Origin of the sequence: Escherichia sp. E14S1 (assembly GCF_004211995.1) — a bacterium.
Taxonomy (GTDB): Bacteria; Pseudomonadota; Gammaproteobacteria; order Enterobacterales; family Enterobacteriaceae; genus Escherichia.
Window position 1 is genome coordinate 74,659 of record NZ_RHJQ01000002.1, and the last position, 23,055, is coordinate 97,713.

The window sequence follows — 23,055 nt, forward strand, 5'->3', positions numbered from 1 at the left end:
AGTGCTAATCGCCAAGTGGCTGGCGGTTAGCGCCACCCCGGTGGCTGTCTAGTGCCAGTTTTATCCGCCGCAGGCGATCTTTCGCCTGCGCTTTATTTGCCATAGCCAGCTCTGTTGCCAGCACATCGATCATCGCGAGCATGGCGTAACGGGAAGGGGTGGGCTTAAAAATGTAATCACTTTCCTGAACCAGCAACGGCAATACCAGATCCACCTGTTCTGCCAGCGGTGTTTGTGCTGGCGTAATGGCAATAACACGCGCGCCATACTGACGGGCGATTGCGGCACTTTCGATGATTTCCGGTGTATAACCGCCCAGCGACAGTACAATCACCACATCCTGCGGCATAACCGCAGAGCACATCATTCTCATCATGAGTGAGTCGTTCTGACTGACCACTGGCAATCCCAGGCGGAACAGACGGTACTGGATCTCCTGCGAGCAGATGGTAGAACCGCCGCCCGTTCCCAATGCAAGAATTTGCCGCGCCTGGCTTAACCAACTGACCGCCTGGCTGATGGCGTTCATATCCAACGAGCGACGATGCGTTTCCAGCACGCTGATAATTGATTCGTAGATCCCCTGAACACCGTCAAGATCCGGTACATCGAGAATAAACCGCTGCCCGATAGCCAGTGACTGCGCCAGTTTGACTTTCAGCTCGCGGACATCTTTACACCCCAGAGCACGGGCAAAACGTGTCACCGACGCCTGGCTGGTTTGTGTTAACCGCGCCAGCTCAGCAATTGGCAGTTCCACGGCTGCGGAGACGTCATCAAGAATAAATTGTGCGATACGCTTTTCAGTGGCGGTTAACGCCATAAACCGTTCGGTAATGCAGGAGATGATATCGATGCTATAAGCCATGGGAGTATCACTGATTCAGTAAAAACTGGTACTTTGTACCATAAAAATTGCTCCAGAGTGTGACCCTCATAAAAAATGTAAGTACGCAGCGACAAAAAAACGCTCAACACCGCTCCAGATCATAAAGTTTTCTACCACCAGGCCGACAACCTGAGTATCAGGTCTGGAGGGAAGAGAAACCATGTTTAAACGTATTAAGATCGTGACCAGCTTATTGCTGGTTTTGGCCGTTTTTGGCCTTTTACAACTGACATCAGGCGGTTTGTTCTTTAATGCCTTAAAAAATGACAAAGAAAATTTCTCCGTTTTACAAACCATTCGTCAGCAGCAATCCACGCTGAATGGCAGCTGGGTCGCGTTGTTGCAGACACGTAACACTCTCAACCGCGCGGGTATCCGCTACATGATGGATCAGAACAATATTGGCAGCGGTTCAACCGTCGCCGAGCTGATGCAGAGTGCCAGTATTTCGCTGAAGCAAGCGGAAAAAAACTGGGCGGACTACGAAGCGTTGCCGCGTGACCCGCGTCAGAGCACAGCCGCAGCGGCGGAAATCAAACGTAATTACGATATTTACCACAATGCGCTGGCGGAGCTGATCCAGCTGTTAGGCGCAGGCAAAATCAATGAGTTCTTTGATCAGCCAACTCAGGGATATCAGGACGGTTTCGAGAAGCTGTATATGGCTTATATGGAGCAAAACGATCGTCTCTACGATATTGCCGTCAGCGATAATAATGCTTCCTACAACCAGGCGATGTGGGTGCTGGTGGGCGTGTTGATCGTCGTGTTAGCCGTCATTGTGTCCGTCTGGTTTGGTATTAAAGCCTCGCTGGTAGCACCAATGAATCGCCTGATCGAAAGCATTTGTCATATTGCTGGCGGGGATTTGGTAAAACCCATTGAGGTGGATGGTTCTAACGAAGTAGGACAACTGGCTCAGAGTTTGCGCCATATGCAAAGTGAACTGATGCGTACTGTCGGAGATGTACGTAACGGTGCTAATGCCATTTATAGCGGTGTCAGCGAAATTGCCACGGGCAATAACGATCTCTCATCGCGTACTGAGCAGCAAGCGGCTTCACTGGAAGAGACGGCGGCCAGCATGGAGCAACTGACTGCAACGGTGAAACAGAACGCCGAGAACGCGCGTCAGGCCAGTCATCTGGCGTTAAGTGCTTCTGAAACCGCGCAACGTGGTGGCAAGGTAGTGGATAACGTGGTGCAGACGATGCGCGATATCTCCACCAGTTCGCAGAAGATTGCCGATATTATCAGCGTTATCGATGGTATTGCCTTCCAGACCAATATTCTGGCTTTGAACGCGGCGGTTGAAGCGGCGCGCGCGGGCGAGCAAGGGCGTGGTTTTGCGGTAGTTGCGGGGGAAGTGCGTAACCTGGCGCAGCGTAGCGCCCAGGCGGCCCGTGAAATTAAAAGCTTGATTGAAGACTCCGTAAGTAAAGTGGATGTCGGATCTACGCAGGTCGAAAGTGCCGGGGAAACCATGACAGAGATTGTCAGCGCCGTAACACGCGTTACTGACATTATGGGAGAAATCGCTTCAGCCTCTGATGAGCAAAGCCGTGGCATTGATCAGGTTGGTTTAGCGGTTGTCGAAATGGATAGGGTAACGCAACAGAACGCCGCGTTAGTGGAAGAGTCTGCTGCCGCTGCCGCCGCGCTGGAAGAGCAGGCCAGCCGTCTGACCGAAGCCGTAGCGGTGTTCCGTATACAGCAAACGCAACAGCGTCAGTATGAAGCTTTGCCAGTGGTAAACGCAGCGTTGCCGGTTGTGTCGCGCAAAATTGCCGTCGCTGATAGCGGGGATAACTGGGAAACGTTTTAATCGCCATGAAAAATGCCCGATAAGCGATGACTTATCGGGCAATGTGTTGTTTATTTAGTTATTTTGTTGCTGATGCGTTTGCATTCGTAAGTGATGTCTTATTGATTTTTGTATCTGATGAATCCAGATCGCCCCTGATGCCAATCTGGAAAATTCCCGCAAGCATGAGAGCACCAATGATTGCTATACCTCCAAGTAAATACAATCCTGCAACATTTGAATCAAATACATTTTCAGCCCAAACCCGGATGTTAGGAGCAACGAATCCACCGAGATTTCCAAGTGAGTTGATCAAAGCTATTCCTGAGGCGGCTGCTGCTCCACCGAGATAGCTTGTTGGGAAAGTCCAGTAAATAGGTTGAACGGCTAATAAACCTGCACATCCAATACATAATGCGATAAAAGCCAGGATTGGCGTTCCCGCAAGCATTCCTGATAAAGCAACACCAAAGCCTCCGAGTAGTAAAGTAATAGTGCTAATCCAACGCCGTTCTTTCAATTTTGTTGAAAGATGAGGAATGTACCATGCCGCAAATAGGGCACATAACCATGGAATACCGGATAAAACACCGACAATAAAGCCAATTCCCTGCCCTGATAATGCTGCTACTTGTGATGGCAGAAAAAAGGCAATGCCGTATGAGCCAACTTGAATCGTAAAACAAATCAGACATAAATAAAGTACGCGAGGATCGCAAAGTGCCTTTAATATACCCTGAGGGCTGTGACTTATTTTTGTTTTTTCCTCCATTTCCATTATGCGACTGAGAGCTACTTTTTCTTGTGGTGTGAGGAAAGTGCAACGTTTGTCGGACGGCTTATCATCCAGGTAGAAAAATGCGACTACCCCAACTAACGCAGCTAATAATCCTTCGACTAAAAACATGAGTTGCCAGTTATGCAGTCCCCATAAATCATGGATGGTTAATAACCCACCAGAAATAGGGCCACCAAGAATAAATGCAATCGGTGGACCAAACCAAAAATAACCCGCAACTTTTGCTCGTATATTAAGAGGGAACCAAAATGTTAGATATAACATAACGCCCGGCATGAATCCTGCTTCCGAAGCACCCAAGAAAAAACGCAAAATGATAAATGTTTTTTCCGTATGGGCGAACATCATCGCTGCTGAAATAAGTCCCCATGTGAACATGATTCGTGAAAGCCACAAGCGAGCCCCCACTTTGTATAAAAATATATTACTGGGGACTTCAAAAATCGCATATCCAATGAAAAATACGCCGGCACCAAATGCATAAGCAGCGTTACTTAATCCCGTGTCGACCTGAAAAGCATCCTTAGCAAAACCAATGTTGGCACGATCCAGATAAGCCATGACGTACATAAGAGCTAAGAAAGGTAGAAGTCTTATTATTGACTTTCGCACTGCAGAGTTGACAACAATTTCATCATCAGTTTGACTCATAATTGTGCTTCCGAATAAACGGTGGACATTTTTGCTATCCAGTAATTTTTATGTATTACTGGATAATCTCTTGTTATGAAAAAATATAGACATTTTGCGTCTACTAGATATTTAATTTTTATTGATTGACCCATTCACGACCATCTGGCCATGAGTAACATGCCAAAGTTTCTGGTTTCATTTGTACACCATAACCTGGTTGTAAAAGAGGGAAATACCGGCCTCGCTTAATAACTAAAGGTTCTTCAAAATTCTCATGTAAATGGTCAACATACTCGAGAACTCTATTTTCCAATGTTGCTGAGACTGAGATATAGTCAAAAAGAACAATATTCAGCGAATACTGACACAAACCAACCCCTCCGCCATGAGGACAAACTGGAATATTGAATTTTGCGGCCATAAGTACAACTGCGAGTACTTCGTTTAAACCACCAAGTCGCGCGGGATCTAACTGGCAAAAATCCATTGCATTAGCCTGAAAAAATTGTTTAAACATAACTCTGTTATGTGCATGTTCACCAGTAGCAATACCAATATTACCAATGCGTGATTTGATTGCAGCATGGCCAAGAATATCATCAGGGCTAGTAGGTTCTTCAATCCATAAAGGATCAAATTTTGCCAATTTCCTCATTGCAGTAATGGCCTGATCAACCCCCCATGTTTGGTTAGCATCCATCATGAGTTTGCGTTCCCAACCCAGTTCTTCACGTAAGATTGTCGCCCTGTGGATATCCTGCTCGAGATCTGCACCTACTTTTTGTTTCAGGTGAGTCCATCCATCAGCAACAGCCTGGCGTGCCAGATGTCGCATTTTTTCTTCAGAGTAACCGAGCCACCCTGCTGCAGTTGTATAACCTGGGAAACCTTCCTCAAGCATTTCTCTTTCACGCTGTGCTTTACCTTTTTCAGAACGGCGAAGTAATGCAATGGCTTCTTCTGGAGTCAATACATCTATAATGTAGGTAAAATCAATGCAATGCACGATTTCTTCTGGTGACATGTCTACCAGCATTTTCCAGACAGTTTTATTTTGTGAACGGGCCCAAAGGTCCCAAAGTGCATTAATAATTGCAGCGGTGGCTAGATGAATAACTCCTTTCTCTGGACCTACCCAACGCAACTGACAGTCTCCTGAAACTAGTTCATGCCAAAACTGCCCAAAGTTTTCTGTTATATCTTCTAGAGTTCGTCCTATTACAAACAATTCTGCTAATGATTTTACGGCACTTACACATAAGTCATTTCCACGTCCAATCGTAAATGTTAATCCATAACCTTTTAAATCATCTGAATAATCGGTAATTAAGGTAACATAAGTCGCAGAGTAATCAGAAATTGCATTCATTGCATCAGAACCATCCAAATTTCTGGATGTTGGAAAACGAATGTCCTTAACGCTGATATCTTTGATAGTAATTGCCATACTGACTCCTGTATTGATATTTTTTACTATTAAAAAATATAAAAACTAAAAGACGTCTTCAGTTTATGTGTGCGCAACACAATGAAATGTGAACTGATTATAATAATGTGGTGCAATTTACATTTTTCTGTATTTAATGTGTTTTTAATCTAATCGCAAATTTGTCTTACTGAATGAATCATTGACTTTTTTGCTGTATCGAGATGTGTGCGTAATGCAAGTAAAGCATCTAGGTCACTGCGGCAAATCAGGGCGTTGAGAATGGTCATGTGCTCATCGACGGCAATGATATTGCGCTGTTTAAGATCGCTTTCGTCCCATTGATAGTGAAAATGAAAGATGATTGAGATTATCTCAAGCGATTGATCAAAAAAGATATTATCGGCAGCTGAAAGCAGTAAGGAGTGAAAATCTCTGTCCAGTTGGGAAAACATACGAAAGCTATTGCTGATGTTGTCTCGTAGTAGGCGATGACGTTCGAGCATGTTTTTCACCTGCAACCAGCGGGGATCATGATCAGGCAGGTTAAGAAAGTGCTCAAGTGAATGTATTTCGAGCATTTCACGCAGTTCAAACAACTGCTCGGCGTAGGATTGATCGAATTGCTTCATACTCCACTGTCCGCGCTTTTCGCTTTGAATAAGATTATACCGACCGAATTTTAAAAGGTATTCCCTCACTACCACCGGGCTGACACACGCGGCTCGCGCCAGCTGCAGTTCAGAAAAAGTTTCCCCAGGGCGTAACTGGCGCTGGTTTATCATTGTGAAAAAAGCCTGCTCAAACACTTTGTTTTGCTCACTCATTGAAGCGATAGTGCAGGCGAAACCATCATCGTAGTCAGGTTTGCGCGTGATAACATGGTCATTTCCAACCAGTGTCAGGACGCCGCATTCGCGTAAGTAGCTGAGAATATGCCGTACTGTGGTGCGACTGATGTTGTACATTTCCGCCAGCGCGCTTTGCGATGGTAGTGGTGAAGGGATATGACCACGCGCCATATCACCAATGACCTGGTTAATCACATTGTGGCGTAAATTTTGCGAACGACTCATATTTTCTCCTTGTGAGTCCATTAAAACCATAATTAAAACATTTTTATATGTGTGTTTTCACAAAATAGATTTTCTGTTTCGCTGCCATTTTTAATTTTCATTGATATCTATTGCAACAAAAAATGGAGAGCCGAATCGTGTCTACGATGAATGTTTTAATTTTCCAACAGCCGGAAGAATTAATCTGGAAACAACACGAGATACCTATTCCGGGAGACAATGAAGCATTAATTAAAACCGTCGGAATTTATGGTACCGATATTCATGCCTGGGGTGGAAATCAACCATTTTTTAGTTATCCACGCGTTTTAGGCCATGAAATATGTGGGGAGATTGTTGGGATGGGAAAAAATATTGCTGATCTTAAAAATGGTCAGCAAGTTGCGGTTATCCCTTATGTTGCGTGTCAGGAATGCCCTGCGTGTAAAAGTGGTCGCACCAATTGCTGTGAGAAAATTTCGGTCATTGGCGTGCATCAGGATGGCGGTTTTTGTGAGTATTTGAGCGTGCCGGAGGCGAACATTTTGCCTGCCGATGGTATTGATCCGCAGGCGGCAGCGTTGATTGAACCTTTCGCTATTAGCGCTCATGCGGTTCGTCGCGCAGCAATTGCGCCTGGTGAGCAGGTGCTGGTGGTCGGGGCGGGACCAATTGGTCTGGGCGCGGCAGCAATCGCTAAAGCCGATGGTGCACAGGTGGTGGTGGCGGATACCAGTCCGGCGCGGCGTGAGCATGTGGCAACGCGTCTGGAGTTGCCCGTGCTGGACCCGTCAGCCGAAGATTTTGACGCGCAGCTGCGAGCGCAGTTTGGTGGTTCGCTGGCGCAGAAAGTGATCGACGCGACAGGTAATCAACATGCGATGAATAACACCGTGAATCTGATTCGTCACGGCGGCACGGTGGTATTTGTCGGTCTGTTTAAAGGCGAGTTGCAGTTCTCCGATCCGGAATTCCATAAAAAAGAAACGACGATGATGGGTAGCCGAAATGCCACGCCGGAAGATTTTGCGAAAGTCGGGCGGCTGATGGCTGAAGGGAAAATTACTGCCGACATGATGTTAACCCATCGCTATCCGTTCGCCACGCTGGCAGAAACCTACGAGCGCGATGTGATTAACAATCGTGAGTTGATTAAGGGCGTAATTACTTTCTGATAATCGAGTTGCCATGCAGCGCCCGGGGAAATGTTGGGCGCTGTTTTTTCTGTTTTCAATAATGTTTTGTAGGTCGGAGAAGGTGTTTTCGTCGCATCCGGCATTATGTACTCAATGTTGGATGCGACGCTTGCGCGTCTTATCTAACCTACAAATCAGTCAGTGATTACCCTTCACGCGCCACCACTTTGATTTCCACCATACCAATGCCGAGCTTACGCGGCGAGTGTCCGAGGATATTCCCTTCGTTGGTTGAGACAGGTTCTGGCGGAATAATTACCAGCGTGTCGGCATCGGTTGGGTTCTCGAAATGCAGCGTGGTGGTGGTCACTTCATTGTCCAGCACGATGGTTTGTTCTTCGTTGCCTACGCGTACCGGAATGGGACGGCTGGCGTTATTACCGTATGCTTTGGCGGTGATCACCAGGTCAAATTTCTTCGGCAGAGGATGTTTGTACTCGATTTTCACTTCATCGCCCAGCTGCGCGTTGGACCAGCGTCCCCACGACTCCGGACGGGAAATCCCGCTAAACTGTTTCACTTCTTCCGGTGCACCTGCGACGTTAAAAATGAAACTGTCGGCTTTGTAGCGAATATCGTTATCGACAATCTTCAGCGTATCGACATTGCCTTTGTAGCGTTCCATATCGATGACGGTATCTTTAAATGCGGTTTTGCCCTTCCACGTCGTTTTATCAACATGTTGAACGATTTGCTGACCACCAAGCTGCCCCTGGGAAACACACCAGTCAGTGGAGAGAGCCAACTCTGGCGCCCATAGCTGCGCCATCTTGTAGCAGCGATCAACCCAGACGAAATTGTCGCGCGGAGCGAAATCGGCCAACTGGAAACGAAGTGGTGCAGAATATTCACTTTCTGGCAGTGGTTCCACACGTTTATCCGACACGCGTAACAGCAGCGGCAGACGGAAATGGGTACCCGAGAAGGCGATCATGTTTTTATTCTGATCGATGGTGAACTCTTTCATCTCGGTGGGGAATTTCCACAGACGAATGATATCGGGCTTCCACGCCAGCACTTTCTCTTTAATGTTGAGGAACACTTCCGACATGGATTGACCAGAGAGGCTACTACGCCCAAGGCCGATAAAGTTATCGCCACCAAGAATATCCAGCACTGTAGCGCCGTTGTCCATGGTGTTGCGCTTCACCGCCAGCGTCTCTTGCTGTGGCTTGTCGCCACGAATGACGAAAAACAGGTTGTTACGATCCTGTTTATTAAGGTATTTCCACGCCGTGTTGTTCATCGCTAAATGGTCAGATGAGACGACGATGACGGTATCTTTAAACCACGGTGACGCTTTGATTTTATTGATAAACGTCGCGATGTTCTCCTGGCTGCAACTTACCGCGCTGAATGACTGATTCGGCTTACCGTCAAAATCATATTTTTTGCGGTTGCAGGTGCGAGAGATAAAACCATCCGGGTGATGGGTATCGACCGTCAGAGTAAACAGTGAGAATCGCTGACCAGAGCGGGAAAGCTCTTCAAACTTTTTCCACGCTTCATCCAGCACGGTATCGTCGTAGAATCCCCAGTCGTTGCGATAATGCGGATCCGCCACCACACTTTTCAGCTCTTCTGCACCATACAAATGGTCGAAGCCGTGTGATTTCAGGAACACATCTTTACCCGCAAAACGCAGGTTAGCCCCTTGCACAAAATAGTTCTGATAACCTGAGTTTTTCAGGATATCGCCAAGACAGATGTTCTGCGGGAAGAAGCTGGAAACCGAGGCAGAGGCGTTACCTTCAAACGGAGCAAACAGTGGAATCCCGCACTGAGACGCCACCATGCCCGCGATAGTGTAATCCGTTCCTGGTAGTTGCTGAGTATGGCTGAAATCCAGCCCTTCATTTTTCAGTGCGCCCAGTTCGGGAGTGAGGTCCGGAAAAGCGTCGTTATCAAAATAGGTCCGCTCCAGACTCTCACCATAGATATAAACCAGGTTAAGTTTGGGGGCAGGGATGGTTTTCGACGGTTCTTTATAATAAGCCGCAAAGTCAGGATCGCCGTCGCGTGACTGGGATTTTACCAGCTCCGTTATCTGGCGAAACGCCGGGCTGGCGTCCACAGAACCCAGCGCCAGTAAGAGTGCCAGCAGGCTGTAGCCAAAATGGTGAGGATGATGACGGCGTCGGCGTAGGAGCCAGCCCAGCGCGCCGAAAACTACCGCCAGTGCCAGCACGATACCCACTCCCGGCAGGATATACTTGCTGACGCCAGCACCGGTCAGGCTGTTAGTTAAGGTATAGAGCACCGCGTCGTTAATGCCGTCGCCAGTAAAATAGTCACTGGCAAACAGGGTAATGTTTAAAACGACAAATAACCCCAGTACCGTTAACGTGGCGGCAAACCACCAGGTGTTACGTCCCGCTTTCCATGCGTAGATCAGCACAGAGGCGAGAAATAGGGCGAAAGAGAATAGTTCTGACAACGGGCGATCCTCACTAAAACAGGCCGGTTAGCCGATGTTTAAGATTTTTTGAGAAACACAATGTAATGGTGCTGCCATATAGCTGCAATTCTAGTGTCAAAAAAATGCGATGTTGTTAGGAATTAGTTTATAAACAGACTTTTTTGCGCAAGAAAGCTTCCCGTGTAACAGAGGAAAAGACGTCCAGAAACAGGGAAAAGAGCGGGGAAGGGCCGCGTTAGTTTGTTAATAGCTAAAACGCGGCGCTATGCGGATCAGGAAATAAAGTTTAGACCTTGCTTTAACACCAGATCGCAGGCTTTGGTTTTTACCTTTTCAGCCAGAGGCGTCGTACCGATGTTGTCCAGATTAAGCTGCTGACCATCTTTGGTTTTTAGCAAACCCTGAATGCCATCCAGATAGTTGGTATCTTCTTTCTGCTCTTCGCTGTTCAGGCCCAGCTTCTCCAGGACCTGATTTTTGATGTTTTCCGCATCGGTAACTGAAGCCAGCTTTTGCTTCGCGCAGTATTGCAAAATGCCTGCGGCATTGTTCATGTTGTCTGCGCTTAGCGCCTGGTTGCCACTACTAAGCAGGTTAGTTAATGAGGCGAGCGACCAACCGCCTTCCTGTGTGGTGCTGTTTTGGTTGCCAAGTTCGCTGGCGGCGCTGGAAAGCGCATCTTTCCAGGACGCGGCATGCACCCCGGTGGAAATTAATGCGCTGGTGGCAATTGCACAGCACAGAAGATGTTTAATAGTTTTCATCATCATTACTCAAGGTGGAATTGTGTCGCAGTATAGCGCCGGAAAGGAGGATTAATACTCTTTACCCGTTACCCGGCTACGATAGCTTTCCCAGTTAAAAATAACCCACAGACTGTTACCCAGTCGCATACGATCCATAACGCGTTCGCCCAGTAACTTGGTCATCTCGTCCATATTGCTGTTGGTCAGCATCCCGGTCGGGCGTTTGGAAGAAGAGCGGCGATCGACGATCTGGTTGATGATCACTTTTTCGTATTTCGATTCGGTCTGCACGCCGATCTCATCGATCACCAGCAGATCAACGTTGCTCAGATCGTTAAGCAGTTGTTCTTCGCTGGTACCGCTATTTCTGAAGGTATCTTTCATCGCCGACATAATATCGGCCACGGTGATGATCAATACGGATTTACCGCGTAGCAGCAGTTCGTTGCAGATTGCCGCCGCCAGATGGTTTTTGCCCGTTCCCGGCTTGCCAGAAAAGATAAAGCTGGCGATGTTGCCGTCGAACTCTTCGACATACTGGCGCGCTTTGCTCAACGCATTCATCTGCCCTTCGCACTCAACACGATAGTTCTCAAAGGAGCAGTTTTGATGCAGCGGACGAATGCCGGAGCGGTTAAAGGTACGCTGCATTTTCATCGCCCGATTCTCGCGCTCAAGAGCGGCGGCACGGAGCGCCCCTTGTTCTTTCTGCCACGCCAGAAGTTCTTCACCCGTTTTGAAGGCGGGTTTGATATGGGCTGGCATCATTTTTTGCAGACGTTGCATCAGGTCGCCAACGTTTTTCATCGTTACCCTCTGAATCCCGGTGGAATTTGGCTGTCAGGTTCACTGACTGTGTTCACATCTCGTTTCGTTAATCCGCCATTGCTGGCACGACCTATTTGCAGGCTGCGCGCCAGTTTTTGTTGCCACTGCACATGATGGAAGACTTTGCCTTCCGCCTGCCAATAAGAAATAAATGACGCCAGTTCTTCGGCGGTTACCGGCTCTTTTAGCGCCACGCCCCATAATGCCGCCTGACGGATAAAGTCGGTATCGGGTTGCCAGTCTGGGTACATGGCGAATTTACCCATGGGTACGGCAACGGGGGCGGCTTGCGGTTCCTGATAGAGTTGATCGTCCAGGGCCACGTCACTTCCCGGACGCGTCAGTTTTTCTTCCAACGCCAGCAGTTCAGCAAGACGCGCGGGCGTAACGGCATAAAACGCCGGGGCATTGTTGGCAAATACGGCAACCATGCCGCCTTCTGCTTTTGCCAGAACGGTTTGGTGATCGTGTACCAGGGCGTCAATACCAATGACGTCCGGGGTCAAAACTCTGGAGGACATACTGTTTCTCAATATGGAACGATGAACGAGAAGGGAGATTACTTTTATAGTAACACACGGATGAGGCCAGGCAGCCTCTCATCCATGTGCTTTAAGCGAGGCAATTTTATACGCGGGGGCGCTTGCGGTACAACCACAATCCAGGAACGGAAAGACCGATGGATAACGCGCCAACAATTGATGAAGCGGTAAGAAAGTTAGTTAACAGGGTAATCATTAACGGCTCGCTGTAACCTAACTGACTGATTTTTACCGCTGAAATCATTGCAGTATACGCCGGGATGCCCGGGAACATCGGAATGACAGCCGCCACGGTAAAGACTTTCGGGTGCGCCAGATACCAGCGCGACCACTGAATACCAATGGTGCCGACCAGTAGCGAAGCCATAAACGTCGACCACTCAATATTGAGTCCAGTAGTCATTAAAATCATTCGCGAACCATGACCCATCGCGCCAAGCAGCGCACACCAGCGTAATGCCCGGATTGGCACGTTGAACACCATCGCAAAGCCGACTGCTGGGATTGCCGCGAGAATCATATCCTGCGCTAATGCTAAGAGAAATTCGATTACACCCATCCGCGTAGCCCCCAAATTGTGAGTGCCATCACCACGCCAACGCAGGTTGCCAGTGTTAGCAGACTGGCAATCGCCCAGCGTGCCAGTCCGGTATTAATATGACCTTTAAACATATCGGCTACAGCATTTATCAACGGAAAACCCGGCACCAGTAAAAGAACACTGGCCGCCATTGCCACAGTAGGCGTATGACTGAATGTCGGAAGTTGTAGAAGGAGGCCAGAAATTGTGGTGGCGGCGAAGGCAGTGATGCAAAAGTTTATTTGCGGATGGAGGTGGCGTTGTGCCAGTAGCTGGCGGATATACATGGCGATCATACTGGCGAAGAATGTAATCAACGCACCATCCCAACCACCGTTATTCAGTTTACAGAAACAGGCGCAAGAGAGTCCCACCATCAACGCGACCAGCCAACGCGGATAGCGCAGGGGATGTATTTGGCTAAAACGTTTCTCAACACCTTTGTAATCCAGCAGCTTATGTTCCGCCAGAATCACAATGTGTTGTACCTCAGTAACCACATGCATATTAATGCCGCGATCGTGGTTTTTGCGCGTAGATGTCAGACATTGACCATCTTTAATGGTGGTCAGCACTATGGCGTTCGAAGAGATAGAACTTTCGACGCAGTCCATCCCTAACGCCCGACCCAGTCGTGAAGAAAGCTCGTCAACCAACGCACTTTCCGCACCATGTTGTAAAAGAAATAACCCGCACTGGATACATAGCCGTGTAACGGCTCGCTGTTGCTCTGTTTGCATAACTCGCCCTTTGTCATAGACGCGTTGCGTATTTTTCAAAAAATGAGAACCCTTTTGTATCACGAAGCATGGCTGTTTTGACGTTGGTTAAGATCAAAATTGCGCTGATTAATCCTGGCTGCGATGATGAGTTCGCTGAAGGGAAACGGTGCAAGTTTTGAGTGGGATAAATAATTCCATGAATATTATCATTAAAATGAATTTATCGTTTTGTTTTTACGCGATTGAGTAATGGCTGATGAAATCATTTTTTTCGGAACCGGGTAAGAAATATCCTTCAGTTTTTATTGGTTTTTTTCTTGATATTCTGGTTAAAGGATTTTCATTTAACTTTTATTCGTTATTTTAAATGATATCTTAAACTGATTGATTTTGAGGGTTTTGATTAAGTATTTCTAACAACATAATTTAGATATTTTAAATGTGTCAGAGGTATTTTTCCAGGTTATTATTTGATGCTAGTCTCCTTAAACATACAAAGGATTTTTTGTGTGGCTGGGGTAAACTGATATGAAGTGAATGCTAAGGATAAATTATTCGCTCAATCTATTAATTTGTTGGAATCATTTGAAGGGTGAATATCCTGAATAAACCATCATAATTTATAGACAGTGGATATGGAGGATATATGTTGCCAGGATGCTGCAAAAATGGAATTGTTATCAGTAAAATACCCGTTATGCAGGCAGGGTTAAAAGAGGTCATGAGGACCCATCTCCCTGAATACGATATAACGAGTAGCACCTCTGCGGAGGAGCTGACCATATTACAATTACGTCGTGCTGGGTTAGTTATTGCCGATTTAGCCGGACAAACAGAAGATCCGCGTTCTGTTTGTGAACATTACTATTCATTGATCTCACAATACCGGGAAATTCATTGGGTTTTCATGGTTTCGCGAGCCTGGTACTCTCAGGCGGTGGAGCTGCTTATGTGTCCAACTGCGACGTTACTGTCCGATATCGAGCCTATTGAGAATCTGGTCAAGACCGTTCGTTCCGGCAATGTCCATGCAGATCGCATCAGCGCCATGCTGACTTCGCCTGCAATGCCGGAAATTCAGGAAGTTGGTTATCGCACCGTGATTCTTACCCTTTCTGAACGCAAGGTACTGCGGCTGTTAGGTAAAGGATGGGGCATCAACCAAATAGCTTCATTGCTTAAGAAAAGCAATAAAACCATCAGCGCACAAAAAAACAGTGCGATGCGTCGGCTGGCAATTCACAGTAACGCTGAGATGTATGCATGGATTAATAGCGCACAGGGGGCAAGGGAACTTAACTTGCCTTCTGTTTATGGAGATGCCGCGGAATGGAACACAACCGAATTAAGAAGAGAAATGTCGCACTCATAGAAAAGTGCGTCATGAGCAGTATCGGTATTGAGAGTTTATTCAGAAAGTTTGCGGGTAATCCTTATAAACTCTATACGTACACCAGCCAGGAGGCTTTTCAGGATGCTATGTCGCGGGTTTCATTTGCGGCGGTTATTTTTTCTTTTTCTGCCATGAGAACTGAGCGCAGGGAGGGATTATCTTGTCTGACTGAGCTGGCAATCAAATTTCCACGTACCCGGCGTTTGGTTATTGCGGATGATGATATTGAAGCGCGGTTGATTGGCTCATTATCGCCTTCTCCTTTGGATGGTGTGTTAAGTAAAGCATCAACGCTGGATGTTTTTCACCAGGAGCTGTTTCTGTCATTAAATGGCGTGCGTCAGGCGACCGATCGACTGAACAACCAGTGGTATATTAATCAAAGCCGGACGCTGAGCCCGACGGAGAGGGAAATATTACGGTTTATGTCGCGTGGCTACTCAATGACGCAAATTGCTGAACAGCTTAAACGGAATATAAAAACGATCCGCGCGCATAAATTTAATGTGATGTCGAAACTGGGTGTCAGTTCTGATGCCGGATTGCTTGAGGCGGCAGATATTCTGTTATGTATGCGGATTTCAGAAACAAGTAATGTGTTGCATCCCTATTAATCTACTTAATGCCGGGTTTATCCTCCCGGCAGTGTGCTTATTTCAGCGTGCAATCCCCACACTGTTGCACATCCGGTAAGCGATAACGCTGGCAACAGGTGCGGCGCACCAGCAGGCCGTCGCGCAGCACGACTGTGCGCCACAATGGATTATCTTCGCCGCTGGAGAGCGTTTTCTCAAAGAACAGGGCATGGCGGAGCGATTCAACTAACGCCTCGCCAAGCAACTGCTTCATCTCGGTCAGATACCAGTTAATCAAATAACCGGTATTACTCCAGATAAGTTTGCCGTTAATTTCACCTGTCGCTTCTAATGCCTGCACAACCGGAACCAGCGCCTGGCTGATTAACGTTTCCATTCGCTGCTGTGGCGAATGTGATGTTGCGTTTTTATCTTCACACACATCGACCCAGAAACAGGCGGCGCGTCCGGTTTCGTGAAACTCAACGTGGAAATGTTCCGGGGAAAGATCTAACGCTTTATCCTGCGTCAGCAGCGCCAGCATTAATGGCGGCACCATCAGGCCGATATACCATTGCGCCCACAGTGAGATTAGCGGTTTGTTCTCGCGGATCATCATTGGTTGATTGCGGTAAATATGATCGGAGTAGACCGCCAGTAGAGAACTTAGCGCATTGGGAGAGGACCATTGCGCCAGCGTCATGGCACTAAGCGGGGCGGGTTCATCCAGACGGATAAACTCCAGCAAATGTTCACGATGTTCGGCGATCGTCGCGCGAACCGCTTGTGCAAGCGTGGGATCTTGCGGCTTGAGATGCGTTCGCCAGATAACATCTTCATAGAGCGGTGCGGAACGATAGGCCATAATCGTGATAGTAATCTAAATGATAATGATTGCTAATCCTAGCGATAGGTTTACCCGATAGCAAGGGATTTCTCTGGTTTGCAAATGATAAAAATTATCATATGATATTGGTTATCATTATCAATAAAAGAGATCAAACCATGTTGCAACGTATGCTGGGCAGTGGCTGGGGAGTGTTGCTGCCGGGATTGCTGATTGCAGGGCTGACATATGCTGATTTATCGCCGGATCAGTGGCGGATTGTGATTCTGATGGGATTAGTATTGACGCCGGTGATGCTGTATCACAAACAATTACGGCATTACGTTTTGCTACCATCGTGCCTGGCGCTTATTTCTGGCGTTATGCTGATGATAATGAACGGGAATCAGGGATGATAAAACAGGGAAGGAAGTAAAGATAATTGGTGCGAGGGGGGGGACTTGAACCCCCACGTCCGTAAGGACACTAACACCTGAAGCTAGCGCGTCTACCAATTCCGCCACCTTCGCACAGTCATCTTACTTTTTTGATATCGCCTCGTTTGGTGCGAGGGGGGGGACTTGAACCCCCACGTCCGTAAGGACACTAACACCTGAAGCTAGCGCGTCTACCAATTCCGCCACCTTCGCCCAGTGCGAGCAATATCAACGTGGTTTTTGGTGCGAGGGGGGGGACTTGAACCCCCACGTCCGAAAGGACACTAACACCTGAAGCTAGCGCGTCTACCAATTCCGCCACCTTCGCATACCATCAATTCTTAAAAAAGAATTGCTACCACGGAGGCGCATTCTAGTGGTTTTCAGCTTTTCGTCAATAGTTAATTATCGCCTGATGTGTAATTGCTGGAAAAATGGCCATCAGCGGATTGTGGATAATTCGTTTGTCGGTCGGATAAAGCGTTCACGCCGCATCCAACACGACATGCGGCGACAGGTGCCAGATACTTAACCTTTCTTCGCCTGGCGGGTCATAATGGCGCGATATACCTTGAAGCGCCCGGTTTGCGCGATAACTTCATGGAAGCCAAATGTCTCATCCAGCACGTCCGGGTAAGGCAGGAAGGCGTTCGCTACAATTCGCAGCTCGCCGCCGCTGTTAAGATGACGCACCGCGCCGCGAATCAGCGTTTGCGCCGCATCCAGGCTGGTTTGCATCCCATCGTGGAACGGCGGATTGGAGATGATCATATCAAAACGACCTTTCACCTCGGAAAAGACGTTGCTGGCAAAGACTTCACCTTCAACACCGTTGGCAGCAAGCGTCGCACGGCTGGCTTCTACCGCTGGCGCAGAGACATCGCACAGAGTGAGACGAATTTTTGGCGAATGGCGCGCAAAGGCAACCGAAAGCACGCCCGCGCCACAGCCGACATCCAGCACTTTACCTTTGGTGTGCGGAGTTAACGTCGAGAGCAGCAACTGGCTACCGACATCCAGACCGTCGCGGCTAAACACGCCAGGCAGTGTTTTGACCGTCAGGCCATCAACGCTGTATTCGCCCCAGAATTTATCGGCATCAAACTCCGGCTGTTTTTCCAGACGACCAAAATAGAGCCCACAGCGACGGGCGCTGTCGACTTTATTCAACGGCGCATAATCTGCCAGCATCTGCTCGGCGCTGCGTACGCCGCTGCGGTTCTCGCCAACGACAAAAATATCCGTCCCCACCGGCAGCAGAGAAAGTAAATTCATCAACTGGAACTGGGCTTCTGGTTTATTCTTCGGCCAGTAGTAAATCAGCGTATCGCAATCTGCGACATCATCCGCTGTGGCGACCAGACTAAAACGGGCGTTATCCCCCATCTGGCGGCTTAACACCTGCCAGTGGTGGAATTGCTGGGTATGAGCACGGCTGGCCGCGGTATCTAAACGCGCGGGCAGGTCATCCTGTAAGTCTCCGGCAAACAGAATACGGCTTTGTTCGAAATCATCACTGTGACGCAGCAAGACTTCACTTGCCGGGGTAAATGCAGACATGGAATGCTCCTCAATTGATACTGGCGGCGATTATAGCCATATGTTGGCGCGGTATCGACGAATTTGCTATATTTGCGCCCCTGACAACAGGAGCGATTCGCTATGACATCCCGACGAGACTGGCAGTTACAGCAACTGGGCATTACCCAGTGGTCGCTGCGTCGCCCTGGCGCGTTGCAGGGGGAGATTGCCATTGCGATCCCGGCACACGTCCGTCTGGTGATGGTGGCAAACGATCTTCCCGCCCTGACCGATCCCCTGGTGAGCGACGTTCTGCGTGCATTAACCGTCAGCCCCGATCAAGTGCTGCAACTGACGCCAGATAGGATCGCGATGCTGCCGCAAGGCAGTCGCTGCAACAGCTGGCGGTTAGGTACTGACGAACCGCTATCACTGGAAGGCGCTCAGGTGGCATCACCGGCGCTCACCGAATTACGGGCAAACCCAACGGCACGCGCCGCGTTATGGCAACAAATTTGCACATATGAACACGATTTCTTCCCTCGAAACGACTGATTTACCAGCGGCTTTCCACATTGAACAACGCGCCCACGCCTTTCCGTGGAGTGAAAAAACGTTTGCCAGCAATCAGGGCGAGCGCTATCTCAACTTTCAGTTAACGCAAAACGGCAAAATGGCGGCGTTTGCGATTACGCAAGTGGTGCTGGATGAAGCTACATTGTTCAATATTGCGGTCGATCCCGACTATCAGCGTCAGGGGCTGGGAAGGGCGCTGCTGGAACATCTGATCGACGAACTGGAAAAACGCGGCGTGGCGACGCTATGGCTGGAAGTCCGTGCTTCAAACGCTGCCGCCATTGCCCTGTACGAAAGTTTAGGCTTTAACGAGGCGACGATTCGCCGCAATTACTACCCCACCACGGACGGTCGCGAAGACGCCATCATCATGGCGTTGCCAATCAGTATGTAAGACAAGGTGGAATAATGAAGTGGGACTGGATTTTCTTTGATGCCGATGAAACGCTGTTTACCTTTGACTCATTCACCGGCTTGCAGCGGATGTTTCTTGACTACAGCGTCACCTTTACCGCTGAAGATTTTCAGGACTATCAGGCCGTTAACAAGCCACTGTGGGTGGATTATCAAAACGGCGCGATCACTTCATTACAGCTTCAGCACGGGCGTTTTGAAAGTTGGGCCGAACGGCTGAACGTCGAGCCGGGTAAACTCAACGATGCCTTTATTAATGCGATGGCAGAAATCTGCACGCCGCTGCCGGGCGCGGTTTCCCTGCTTAACGCCATTCGTGGTAACGCCAAAATCGGCATAATCACCAACGGTTTTAGCGCCTTGCAGCAAGTGCGTCTGGAACGCACGGGCCTGCGTGATTACTTCGATTTGCTGGTGATTTCCGAAGAAGTTGGCGTTGCCAAACCGAATAAGAAAATTTTCGATTATGCGCTGGAACAGGCGGGCAATCCTGACCGTTCACGCGTGCTGATGGTTGGCGACACTGCCGAGTCCGATATTCTCGGTGGCATCAACGCCGGGCTTGCGACCTGCTGGCTGAATGCGCACAATCGCGAGCAACCAGAAGGCATCGCGCCCACCTGGACCGTCTCTTCGTTGCACGAACTGGAGCAGCTCCTGTGTAAACACTGATTGCCTCCCCCCCGTTGATGGGTAAAATAGCCGCAATTTTTCGTTTTCAACAAGCGCGGCGCGATGCCGCTTACTCAAGAAGAAAGAATTATGACGTTGTCTCCTTATTTGCAAGAGGTGGCGAAGCGCCGCACTTTTGCCATTATTTCTCACCCGGACGCCGGTAAGACTACCATCACCGAGAAGGTGCTGCTGTTCGGACAGGCCATTCAGACCGCCGGTACGGTAAAAGGCCGTGGTTCTAACCAGCACGCCAAGTCGGACTGGATGGAAATGGAAAAGCAGCGTGGTATCTCTATTACCACTTCTGTGATGCAGTTCCCTTATAAGGATTGCTTGGTTAACCTGCTCGACACCCCGGGGCACGAAGACTTCTCGGAAGATACCTATCGTACCCTGACGGCGGTGGACTGCTGCCTGATGGTTATCGACGCCGCAAAAGGTGTTGAAGATCGTACCCGTAAGCTGATGGAAGTTACCCGTCTGCGCGATACACCGATCCTCACCTTCATGAACAAACTTGACCGTGATATCCGCGACCCGATGGAACTGCTCGATGAAGTTGAGAACGAGCTGAAAATCGGCTGCGCACCGATCACCTGGCCGATTGGCTGCGGCAAGCTGTTTAAAGGCGTTTACCACCTTTATAAAGATGAAACCTATCTCTATCAGAGCGGTAAAGGCCACACCATTCAGGAAGTCCGCATTGTTAAAGGGCTGAATAACCCGGATCTCGACGCAGCTGTCGGTGAAGATCTGGCACAGCAGCTGCGTGACGAACTGGAACTGGTGAAAGGCGCATCTAACGAGTTTGACAAAGAGCTGTTCCTTGCGGGCGAAATCACCCCGGTATTCTTCGGTACTGCGCTGGGTAACTTCGGCGTCGATCATATGCTGGATGGCCTGGTGGAGTGGGCGCCTGCGCCGATGCCGCGTCAGACCGATACCCGTACCGTAGAAGCGAGCGAAGATAAATTTACCGGCTTCGTATTTAAAATTCAGGCCAACATGGACCCGAAACACCGCGATCGCGTGGCGTTTATGCGTGTGGTGTCCGGTAAATATGAAAAAGGCATGAAACTGCGCCAGGTGCGCACCGCGAAAGATGTGGTGATCTCCGACGCGCTGACCTTTATGGCAGGCGACCGTTCGCATGTTGAAGAAGCGTATCCGGGCGACATCCTTGGTCTGCACAACCACGGCACCATTCAGATCGGCGACACCTTTACCCAGGGCGAGATGATGAAGTTCACCGGTATTCCGAACTTCGCGCCAGAACTGTTCCGTCGTATCCGGCTGAAAGATCCGCTGAAGCAAAAACAGTTGCTCAAAGGGCTGGTACAGCTTTCCGAAGAGGGCGCGGTGCAGGTGTTCCGTCCGATCTCCAACAACGATCTGATCGTTGGTGCGGTTGGTGTGCTGCAGTTTGATGTGGTGGTATCGCGCCTGAAGAGCGAATACAACGTCGAAGCGGTGTATGAGTCAGTCAACGTCGCCACCGCTCGCTGGGTAGAATGCGCGGACGCGAAGAAATTCGAAGAGTTCAAGCGTAAGAACGAAAGCCAACTGGCGCTGGATGGCGGCGACAACCTCGCTTACATCGCTACCAGCATGGTCAACCTGCGCCTGGCGCAGGAGCGTTACCCGGACGTTCAGTTCCACCAGACCCGCGAGCATTAATTCTTGCCTCCAGGGCGCGGTATCCGCCGCGCCCTGTCAATTTCCCTTCCTTATTAGCCGCTTGCGGAATGTTCTTAAAACATTAGCTTTTGCTTATGTTTGCGCGTTTTTTAGTCGATGTGGCGAGCGGTTTCAAAATTGTGATCTATATTTAACAAAGTGATGACATTTTTGACGGCTTTAAATACCGATCAATACGTAGATATCAGTATTTAAAACCGTTAACTGTCATCCGATTGATATTAATAACTGATTCAGAGGCTGTAATGGTCGTTATTCATCACTCATCGCTTTTGTGATGGCGATCATTGACTTCTGTACAGGGTGAAGTCTCTCCCTTTCAGCAATGCAACCTCGTGTTGCCTGGCTCAAATTACGAGCAAACATACAGGAATAAATCGATGACTATGACAAGACTGAAGATTTCGAAAACTCTGCTGGCTGTAATGTTGACCTCTGCCGTCGCGACCGGCTCTGCCTACGCAGAAAACAGCGCGCAGACAACCAATGAAAGCGCAGGGCAAAAAGTCGATAGCTCTATGAATAAAGTCGGTAATTTCATGGATGACAGCGCCATCACCGCGAAAGTGAAGGCGGCCCTGGTGGATCATGACAACATCAAGAGCACTGATATCTCTGTCAAAACCGATCAAAAAGTGGTGACCCTGAGTGGTTTCGTTGAAAGCCAGGCCCAGGCCGAAGAGGCTGTGAAAGTGGCGAAAGGCGTTGAAGGCGTGACCTCTGTCAGCGACAAACTGCACGTTCGCGACGCTAAAGAAGGTTCTGTGAAGGGCTATGCGGGTGACACCGCCACCACCAGTGAAATCAAAGCCAAACTACTGGCGGATGACATCGTCCCTTCCCGTCATGTGAAAGTTGAAACCACCGACGGTGTGGTTCAGCTCTCCGGTACCGTCGATTCCCAGGCACAAAGCGACCGTGCTGAAAGTATCGCCAAAGCGGTAGATGGTGTGAAAAGCGTTAAAAATGATCTGAAAACTAAGTAATTCGTCGTAATTCGTTCTCCCGAACTTTGTCGGGAGGCGCGATGTGCACCACACTAAAAATATCGCATTGAGTGATTTTCACGCTCATATCAAGCGGTGACATTAACTATGGTAAAGGAGACGCTTATGTTTCGTTGGGGCATCATATTTCTGGTTATCGCGTTAATCGCCGCCGCACTTGGGTTTGGTGGTCTGGCCGGTACCGCTGCAGGCGCAGCTAAAATTGTCTTTGTCGTCGGGATTATTCTGTTCCTGGTGAGTTTGTTTATGGGCCGAAAACGACCCTAGATTTCAAACTATTAAGAAAATTTTATA

Annotated in this window: 23 protein-coding genes and 3 tRNA genes; 11 read left to right on the forward strand and 15 right to left on the reverse strand. The window is 48.8% G+C overall.

Annotated features, from left to right (window positions below; translation table 11 throughout):
- Positions 1–4 precede the first annotated feature (4 nt).
- Positions 5–868, reverse strand: a complete 864-nt coding sequence (locus D9734_RS01025; protein WP_064530245.1) for a MurR/RpiR family transcriptional regulator — start codon at positions 866–868, stop codon at positions 5–7.
- Between the two features lie 181 nt (positions 869–1,049).
- Here D9734_RS01025 and tsr point away from each other — a divergent pair, with 181 nt between their 5' ends.
- Positions 1,050–2,714, forward strand: a complete 1,665-nt coding sequence (tsr, locus tag D9734_RS01030; protein WP_130204749.1) for a methyl-accepting chemotaxis protein — start codon at positions 1,050–1,052, stop codon at positions 2,712–2,714.
- 58 nt (positions 2,715–2,772) lie between these two features.
- Here the strand turns inward: tsr and D9734_RS01035 are convergent, their stop codons facing one another.
- The 3 genes from D9734_RS01035 to D9734_RS01045 all read right to left on the reverse strand — a co-directional run bounded on the left by D9734_RS01035 (position 2,773) and on the right by D9734_RS01045 (position 6,627).
- Positions 2,773–4,143, reverse strand: coding sequence for an MFS transporter (locus tag D9734_RS01035; RefSeq protein WP_130204750.1), 1,371 nt, complete (start codon positions 4,141–4,143; stop codon positions 2,773–2,775).
- A 118-nt stretch (positions 4,144–4,261) separates the two neighbouring features.
- Complete coding sequence (locus D9734_RS01040) at positions 4,262–5,572, reverse strand: enolase C-terminal domain-like protein (protein ID WP_130204751.1); 1,311 nt, start codon at positions 5,570–5,572, stop codon at positions 4,262–4,264.
- 149 nt (positions 5,573–5,721) lie between these two features.
- Complete coding sequence (locus D9734_RS01045; RefSeq protein WP_130204752.1) at positions 5,722–6,627, reverse strand: GntR family transcriptional regulator; 906 nt, start codon at positions 6,625–6,627, stop codon at positions 5,722–5,724.
- A 137-nt stretch (positions 6,628–6,764) separates the two neighbouring features.
- Here D9734_RS01045 and lgoD point away from each other — a divergent pair, with 137 nt between their 5' ends.
- Entirely contained in the window at positions 6,765–7,781 is a 1,017-nt protein-coding gene (gene lgoD, locus D9734_RS01050; RefSeq protein ID WP_130204753.1) for an L-galactonate oxidoreductase, read from the forward strand.
- Positions 7,782–7,947: 166 nt separating this feature from the next.
- Here the strand turns inward: lgoD and opgB are convergent, their stop codons facing one another.
- From opgB to D9734_RS01080, 6 genes are all read right to left on the reverse strand, one after another.
- Entirely contained in the window at positions 7,948–10,239 is a 2,292-nt protein-coding gene (gene opgB, locus D9734_RS01055) for a phosphatidylglycerol--membrane-oligosaccharide glycerophosphotransferase (RefSeq protein WP_130204754.1), read from the reverse strand.
- Positions 10,240–10,493: 254 nt separating this feature from the next.
- Positions 10,494–10,988 carry a DUF2501 domain-containing protein YjjA gene (gene yjjA, locus D9734_RS01060; protein ID WP_130205058.1) on the reverse strand — a complete coding sequence of 165 codons (495 nt, stop codon included), beginning with the start codon at positions 10,986–10,988 and terminating at the stop codon, positions 10,494–10,496.
- Between the two features lie 48 nt (positions 10,989–11,036).
- Entirely contained in the window at positions 11,037–11,774 is a 738-nt protein-coding gene (gene dnaC, locus D9734_RS01065) for a DNA replication protein DnaC (RefSeq protein ID WP_130204755.1), read from the reverse strand.
- Positions 11,775–11,776: 2 nt separating this feature from the next.
- Positions 11,777–12,316, reverse strand: coding sequence for a primosomal protein DnaT (gene dnaT / locus D9734_RS01070; RefSeq protein WP_130204756.1), 540 nt, complete (start codon positions 12,314–12,316; stop codon positions 11,777–11,779).
- Positions 12,317–12,422: 106 nt separating this feature from the next.
- Positions 12,423–12,896, reverse strand: coding sequence for a threonine/serine exporter (locus tag D9734_RS01075; protein WP_130204757.1), 474 nt, complete (start codon positions 12,894–12,896; stop codon positions 12,423–12,425).
- Positions 12,887–13,657 carry a threonine/serine exporter ThrE family protein gene (locus tag D9734_RS01080; protein ID WP_130204758.1) on the reverse strand — a complete coding sequence of 257 codons (771 nt, stop codon included), beginning with the start codon at positions 13,655–13,657 and terminating at the stop codon, positions 12,887–12,889. The genes D9734_RS01075 and D9734_RS01080 overlap by 10 nt, the downstream gene beginning before the upstream one ends.
- A gap of 628 nt (positions 13,658–14,285) precedes the next feature.
- On the opposite strand from D9734_RS01080, the gene D9734_RS01085 reads away from it, so the two are divergent.
- Both D9734_RS01085 and bglJ read left to right on the forward strand, forming a co-directional pair.
- Positions 14,286–15,011, forward strand: coding sequence for a response regulator transcription factor (locus tag D9734_RS01085; RefSeq protein ID WP_130204760.1), 726 nt, complete (start codon positions 14,286–14,288; stop codon positions 15,009–15,011).
- The gene (gene bglJ, locus D9734_RS01090) at positions 14,969–15,646 is read left to right on the forward strand and encodes a DNA-binding transcriptional activator BglJ (RefSeq protein ID WP_130204762.1); all 678 of its coding nucleotides are present in this window, start codon (positions 14,969–14,971) and stop codon (positions 15,644–15,646) included. The genes D9734_RS01085 and bglJ overlap by 43 nt, the downstream gene beginning before the upstream one ends.
- 37 nt (positions 15,647–15,683) lie before the next feature.
- On the opposite strand, the gene fhuF is transcribed toward bglJ, so the two are convergent.
- Entirely contained in the window at positions 15,684–16,472 is a 789-nt protein-coding gene (gene fhuF, locus D9734_RS01095) for a siderophore-iron reductase FhuF (protein WP_130204764.1), read from the reverse strand.
- A gap of 140 nt (positions 16,473–16,612) precedes the next feature.
- Between fhuF and D9734_RS01100 the strand changes: the two genes are divergently transcribed.
- Positions 16,613–16,849, forward strand: coding sequence for a DUF1435 domain-containing protein (locus D9734_RS01100; protein WP_130204766.1), 237 nt, complete (start codon positions 16,613–16,615; stop codon positions 16,847–16,849).
- A gap of 27 nt (positions 16,850–16,876) precedes the next feature.
- Here the strand turns inward: D9734_RS01100 and D9734_RS01105 are convergent.
- From D9734_RS01105 to rsmC, 4 genes are all read right to left on the reverse strand, one after another.
- A tRNA-Leu gene (locus D9734_RS01105) sits at positions 16,877–16,963 on the reverse strand.
- Positions 16,964–16,996: 33 nt separating this feature from the next.
- A tRNA-Leu gene (locus D9734_RS01110) sits at positions 16,997–17,083 on the reverse strand.
- 28 nt (positions 17,084–17,111) lie between these two features.
- Positions 17,112–17,198 (reverse strand) — tRNA-Leu (locus D9734_RS01115).
- Between the two features lie 200 nt (positions 17,199–17,398).
- Positions 17,399–18,430: a 16S rRNA (guanine(1207)-N(2))-methyltransferase RsmC gene (gene rsmC, locus D9734_RS01120; RefSeq protein WP_001272309.1), complete on the reverse strand. Its 1,032-nt coding sequence runs from the start codon at positions 18,428–18,430 to the stop codon at positions 17,399–17,401.
- A 102-nt stretch (positions 18,431–18,532) separates the two neighbouring features.
- Here rsmC and holD point away from each other — a divergent pair, with 102 nt between their 5' ends.
- The 6 genes from holD (at position 18,533) to D9734_RS01150 (ending at position 23,028) form a co-directional block, all read left to right on the forward strand.
- Positions 18,533–18,946 carry a DNA polymerase III subunit psi gene (gene holD / locus D9734_RS01125; RefSeq protein ID WP_130204768.1) on the forward strand — a complete coding sequence of 138 codons (414 nt, stop codon included), beginning with the start codon at positions 18,533–18,535 and terminating at the stop codon, positions 18,944–18,946.
- Positions 18,915–19,361, forward strand: coding sequence for a ribosomal protein S18-alanine N-acetyltransferase (gene rimI / locus D9734_RS01130; protein ID WP_001092450.1), 447 nt, complete (start codon positions 18,915–18,917; stop codon positions 19,359–19,361). The genes holD and rimI overlap by 32 nt, the downstream gene beginning before the upstream one ends.
- 14 nt (positions 19,362–19,375) lie before the next feature.
- Positions 19,376–20,053 carry a pyrimidine 5'-nucleotidase gene (yjjG, locus tag D9734_RS01135; protein WP_000870705.1) on the forward strand — a complete coding sequence of 226 codons (678 nt, stop codon included), beginning with the start codon at positions 19,376–19,378 and terminating at the stop codon, positions 20,051–20,053.
- 90 nt (positions 20,054–20,143) lie between these two features.
- Positions 20,144–21,733, forward strand: a complete 1,590-nt coding sequence (gene prfC / locus D9734_RS01140) for a peptide chain release factor 3 (protein ID WP_130204770.1) — start codon at positions 20,144–20,146, stop codon at positions 21,731–21,733.
- Positions 21,734–22,134: 401 nt separating this feature from the next.
- A complete protein-coding gene (osmY, locus tag D9734_RS01145; RefSeq protein ID WP_112035949.1) occupies positions 22,135–22,740 on the forward strand; it encodes a molecular chaperone OsmY in 606 nt (201 codons plus the stop codon).
- Between the two features lie 126 nt (positions 22,741–22,866).
- Positions 22,867–23,028, forward strand: a complete 162-nt coding sequence (locus D9734_RS01150) for a DUF1328 family protein (RefSeq protein WP_000490275.1) — start codon at positions 22,867–22,869, stop codon at positions 23,026–23,028.
- Positions 23,029–23,055: the final 27 nt, after the last annotated feature.

What these genes read in the sequence shown, in the direction of transcription:
- D9734_RS01035 (WP_130204750.1), bottom strand. Translation starts at nt 4,143, where the DNA reads ATGAGTCAAACTGATGATGAAATTGTTGTCAACTCTGCAGTGCGAAAG.
- D9734_RS01150 (WP_000490275.1), top strand. Translation starts at nt 22,867, where the DNA reads ATGTTTCGTTGGGGCATCATATTTCTGGTTATCGCGTTAATCGCCGCC.
- dnaT (WP_130204756.1), bottom strand. Translation starts at nt 12,316, where the DNA reads ATGTCCTCCAGAGTTTTGACCCCGGACGTCATTGGTATTGACGCCCTG.
- bglJ (WP_130204762.1), top strand. Translation starts at nt 14,969, where the DNA reads ATGGAACACAACCGAATTAAGAAGAGAAATGTCGCACTCATAGAAAAG.
- D9734_RS01080 (WP_130204758.1), bottom strand. Translation starts at nt 13,657, where the DNA reads ATGCAAACAGAGCAACAGCGAGCCGTTACACGGCTATGTATCCAGTGC.
- tsr (WP_130204749.1), top strand. Translation starts at nt 1,050, where the DNA reads ATGTTTAAACGTATTAAGATCGTGACCAGCTTATTGCTGGTTTTGGCC.
- D9734_RS01100 (WP_130204766.1), top strand. Translation starts at nt 16,613, where the DNA reads ATGTTGCAACGTATGCTGGGCAGTGGCTGGGGAGTGTTGCTGCCGGGA.
- yjjA (WP_130205058.1), bottom strand. Translation starts at nt 10,988, where the DNA reads ATGATGAAAACTATTAAACATCTTCTGTGCTGTGCAATTGCCACCAGC.
- rsmC (WP_001272309.1), bottom strand. Translation starts at nt 18,430, where the DNA reads ATGTCTGCATTTACCCCGGCAAGTGAAGTCTTGCTGCGTCACAGTGAT.
- D9734_RS01045 (WP_130204752.1), bottom strand. Translation starts at nt 6,627, where the DNA reads ATGAGTCGTTCGCAAAATTTACGCCACAATGTGATTAACCAGGTCATT.
- rimI (WP_001092450.1), top strand. Translation starts at nt 18,915, where the DNA reads ATGAACACGATTTCTTCCCTCGAAACGACTGATTTACCAGCGGCTTTC.
- D9734_RS01025 (WP_064530245.1), bottom strand. Translation starts at nt 868, where the DNA reads ATGGCTTATAGCATCGATATCATCTCCTGCATTACCGAACGGTTTATG.
- yjjG (WP_000870705.1), top strand. Translation starts at nt 19,376, where the DNA reads ATGAAGTGGGACTGGATTTTCTTTGATGCCGATGAAACGCTGTTTACC.
- D9734_RS01075 (WP_130204757.1), bottom strand. Translation starts at nt 12,896, where the DNA reads ATGGGTGTAATCGAATTTCTCTTAGCATTAGCGCAGGATATGATTCTC.
- D9734_RS01040 (WP_130204751.1), bottom strand. Translation starts at nt 5,572, where the DNA reads ATGGCAATTACTATCAAAGATATCAGCGTTAAGGACATTCGTTTTCCA.
- osmY (WP_112035949.1), top strand. Translation starts at nt 22,135, where the DNA reads ATGACTATGACAAGACTGAAGATTTCGAAAACTCTGCTGGCTGTAATG.
- holD (WP_130204768.1), top strand. Translation starts at nt 18,533, where the DNA reads ATGACATCCCGACGAGACTGGCAGTTACAGCAACTGGGCATTACCCAG.
- fhuF (WP_130204764.1), bottom strand. Translation starts at nt 16,472, where the DNA reads ATGGCCTATCGTTCCGCACCGCTCTATGAAGATGTTATCTGGCGAACG.
- dnaC (WP_130204755.1), bottom strand. Translation starts at nt 11,774, where the DNA reads ATGAAAAACGTTGGCGACCTGATGCAACGTCTGCAAAAAATGATGCCA.
- prfC (WP_130204770.1), top strand. Translation starts at nt 20,144, where the DNA reads ATGACGTTGTCTCCTTATTTGCAAGAGGTGGCGAAGCGCCGCACTTTT.
- D9734_RS01085 (WP_130204760.1), top strand. Translation starts at nt 14,286, where the DNA reads ATGTTGCCAGGATGCTGCAAAAATGGAATTGTTATCAGTAAAATACCC.